Source organism: Streptomyces sp. NPDC059564, assembly GCF_042735575.1.
In the GTDB taxonomy this organism is placed as follows: domain Bacteria; phylum Actinomycetota; class Actinomycetes; order Streptomycetales; family Streptomycetaceae; genus Streptomyces.
In genome coordinates this window covers 1-3,270 of sequence record NZ_JBHWBP010000560.1, presented here as the reverse complement: position 1 = coordinate 3,270, position 3,270 = coordinate 1, and the positions used below count along the sequence as shown (strand labels likewise).

Below are 3,270 nucleotides of genomic sequence, written 5' to 3'. Positions count from 1 at the left end.
CCGGAGCCGGAGGAGCTCGTGGCCCCGTCCACCTGGCCCGTGGCCGTGGACCTTCCCTGGCACGACGACGCGTACCTGGAGGCGCACTACGCCGAGGGCAAGCGCCAGGCGGAGGCCGTCTTCACCCGCGCCGGCGGCTTCGAGTTCGCCTCCGTGCGCAGCGCCCACGTGGTCGGCGGCGGCGCACAGGATTTCACCGGCCGGCTGGCGCACTACGCCGAGCGCATCGCCGACGGCGCGGCGATCACCGTGCACACGAAGGCGCTGCCCACGGTCTTCATCCACTACGAGGAGCTGGCGGACCTGCTGCTGTGGGCGACCACGGCCGACTTCACCGGTCCGGTCAACGCCTGCTCCGACGGCCTGCTCGACGTACACGGCCTCGCCGCGATCATCGCCACGCAGGCCGGCCGGGAGCCCGTCTACCGGACCGTCCCGGCGGGCGAGGAGGCTTCGCCGTTCTCCTTCGACCGCCACTACGCCATGAGCAACGCTCGCGCGAGGGAGCTGGGTTTCTCCTTCTCCCGTACCACCGACTGGCTGCCCGGCACCGTCGCCGAAGCCTTCACCACCGAGCCGTCACCCACCACCTGAGGATCACGTCACCATGCGGTACCGCACCATCGCAGGCACCCCCGTCAGCGCCATCGGCCTCGGCGCCATGCCGCTGTCCATCGAGCACCGCCCGGACGAGGTACGGGCCATCACCACCGTCCACGCCGCCCTCGACGCCGGCGTCACGTTCATCGACACCGCCGACAGCTACCACTGGCACGCCGACGAGGCGGGCCACAACGAACTCCTGATCGCCCGCGCCCTGGCCCGCTACGGCGGCGACACCTCCGGCGTCCTGGTCGCCACCAAGGGCGGCCGCGGCCGCCCCGGCGACGGCAGCTGGACCGTCACCGCCACCCCCGCCCACCTCAAGCAAGCCGCCGAGGCCTCCGCCAAGCGCCTGGGCGTCGAGACCATCGGCCTGTACCAGCTGCACAAGCCGGACCCGGCCGTGCCCTGGGCAGAGTCCGTCGGCGCCCTGCGCGACCTGCTCGACGCCGGCACGATCCGCGCCGCCGGGATCTCCAACGTCACCACCGCCCAGATCCGCCAGGCGCACGCGATCCTCGGCGACGGACTCGTCTCCGTGCAAAACCAGTACTCGCCTGCCGTCCGCGCCGGCGAGCCCGAGCTGCGGCTGAGCACACAGCTGGGCCTGGCGTTTCTGCCCTGGAGCCCACTCGGTGGCATCTCACGCAGCAGCCTCGACGGCCCCTCCGGCCCCACCTCCGCCGACACCGCCTTCCAGCACATTGCAACCGAGCGCGGCGTCAGCCCGCAACAGATCGCCCTGGCCTGGCTGCTCGCCCGCTCCCCGGCGGTGATCCCGGTACCGGGAGCCAGCCGCCCGGCCTCCATCACCGACTCGGCCAGGGCCGCGGACCTCAAGCTGAGCACGGAGGAGCTGGCGCGGCTTGAGGACGCTCTGCCGGAATGAGGTGGGTGACGGGTGCTGTTCGATGGGGGTTCCTCGCTGAAGGGCGACGCCGAAGAGCGGGTGAGGCTGGCGCCCGGCCCGGGGCCCGGCGATGAGCCGAGCGGGTGGACCCCGCGCTGTTGGACGGGGCACGCGCGAGCTCGGCGCGACGGGTGCGCGTAGCGTCCGTGGCCCGACGTTGGCACACGCCGCGAGGAGACAGGATGTCCACGGACGAATCCCCTTCGACGGGCCACTACGAAGACGAACTGGGTCACGCGAACCCGCTGGAAGTGGCCAGGCTGCGGGCCATCACCGAGGCATTCGACCCCGACACCGAACAGCGGCTTTCCGCACTGCGACTCCCGGAGGACGGACGCTGCCTCGAGGTCGGTGCGGGCACCGGTACAACGGCCGCGTGGCTGGCTGCCCAGTGTCCGCGCGGCCACGTCACCGCAACCGAACTCGATGTCAGGCTGATGCCTCGCGACCGACCGGACAACCTCGACGTGGTGCACCACGACGTGACCGTCGACGAGTTTCCCGAGCACTCCTTCGACCTGATCCATGCCAGGTTCGTCCTCATGCACCTGCCCCAGCGCGAGCAGGTGGTCGAGCGGATGCGTCGATGGCTCGTTCCGGGCGGCACGCTCCACCTTGAGGAACTCGTCAACTTCCCGTGCACCGGGATGCCCGAGACGTCGCCGCTGCGCCGCAGCATCGAGACGGCTTGGTCGATGCTCGCCGATGCGTACGGGATGGAGCGCAACTGGGGAACGCGCGCTGCGTCCGTCCTCAGCCGTTTCGGGTACCGGGAGGTGATGGCGGAGGCGTCACTTCCTGCCTCCCGACCGGGTGCCCCGGTCGCGGAAGTCTCGCGGCTGTCCCTGATCACCCTCACTCCGGCGTTGGTCGAACGCGGCCTGCTCAGCGAGGAGGAGGTCGAAGCCGGAATCTCGGAGTTGCTCGACCCGGCCCGCGTCTCCTTCCCCCTGGCCGTGATCGCGGTCCGGGGACGCCGCTGAACGATCGATCGACTCTGTTTGGGCCGTACGTGGTGTGATCCTGCGGTGATGTGGCCTGACAGCCCGGGCGCGGGCCCGCTCACCGCCGGCTGCCGCCCTGTTGAAAGTGGGTACAGCCGATGACATTCGGTGAGATGCGGGCGCCCCTGAGGTGACTCGCCCCATAGGGCCCACGTCACATACGAACCGGGCTAGTAGCTCCTGAAGGCCCGATTCGGCTTCCTGGGACCGGCTCTCACCTGCATGGACCCCTTCCGGTCCGCCCGTGGGTCGCGGGACCGCGTCTGCGAGGGCTCGTAGTAGGTGGGGTCGTTGTCAGCCCGTCGGGGCGTCTGTAGAACTGGATGAGTCGCAAGGCGGCAGGGGTGTTTCGCCCCCGCTCGATCCCCCGCCGACGATCCCCTCTCCTTCGCGTGAGTGGCTCACGCACGTCTTCGGCGTGCCCGCGGCCGTCCTGTTCCCTACGGAAGGCTTCTCCGTGTCCAACGCCGTCATCCGCCGCATCGCCGCTTCGAAGAAGACCCTCGCGGGTACCGTCGTCGCCCTGGGTGTCGCCGGTTCCATGCTGGCCGCGGTTCCCGCGCAGGCCGCCCCGATGAGTGCCAAGGCGATCGCCCAGCAGATGATCAAGGACCCGGCGCAGTTCGCGGCCTTCTCCAAGATCGTGACCCGTGAGAGCGGCTGGAACCACACCGCCACGAACTCCGCCTCGGGCGCGTACGGCCTGGTCCAGGCCCTGCCGGCCTCGAAGATGGCCTCCGCGGGCTCGGACTG

2 protein-coding genes and 2 pseudogenes are annotated in these 3,270 nt (G+C 70.6%); all 4 read left to right on the top strand.

Annotated elements, in window-relative coordinates; genetic code table 11:
- Positions 1 to 594 (top strand): annotated as a pseudogene (locus ACFV0Q_RS40115) (reductase); the annotation flags it as partial.
- A 13-nt stretch (positions 595 to 607) separates the two neighbouring features.
- Positions 608 to 1,492, top strand: coding sequence for an aldo/keto reductase (locus ACFV0Q_RS40110; RefSeq protein WP_385012862.1), 885 nt, complete (start codon positions 608 to 610; stop codon positions 1,490 to 1,492).
- A gap of 203 nt (positions 1,493 to 1,695) precedes the next feature.
- Positions 1,696 to 2,496: a class I SAM-dependent methyltransferase gene (locus tag ACFV0Q_RS40105; RefSeq protein ID WP_385012860.1), complete on the top strand. Its 801-nt coding sequence runs from the start codon at positions 1,696 to 1,698 to the stop codon at positions 2,494 to 2,496.
- Between the two features lie 478 nt (positions 2,497 to 2,974).
- Positions 2,975 to 3,270: pseudogene (locus tag ACFV0Q_RS40100) on the top strand (lytic transglycosylase domain-containing protein); the annotation flags it as partial.

Coding starts and splice junctions, on each gene's coding strand:
- ACFV0Q_RS40110 (WP_385012862.1), top strand. CDS start 608: ATGCGGTACCGCACCATCGCAGGCACCCCCGTCAGCGCCATCGGCCTC.
- ACFV0Q_RS40105 (WP_385012860.1), top strand. CDS start 1,696: ATGTCCACGGACGAATCCCCTTCGACGGGCCACTACGAAGACGAACTG.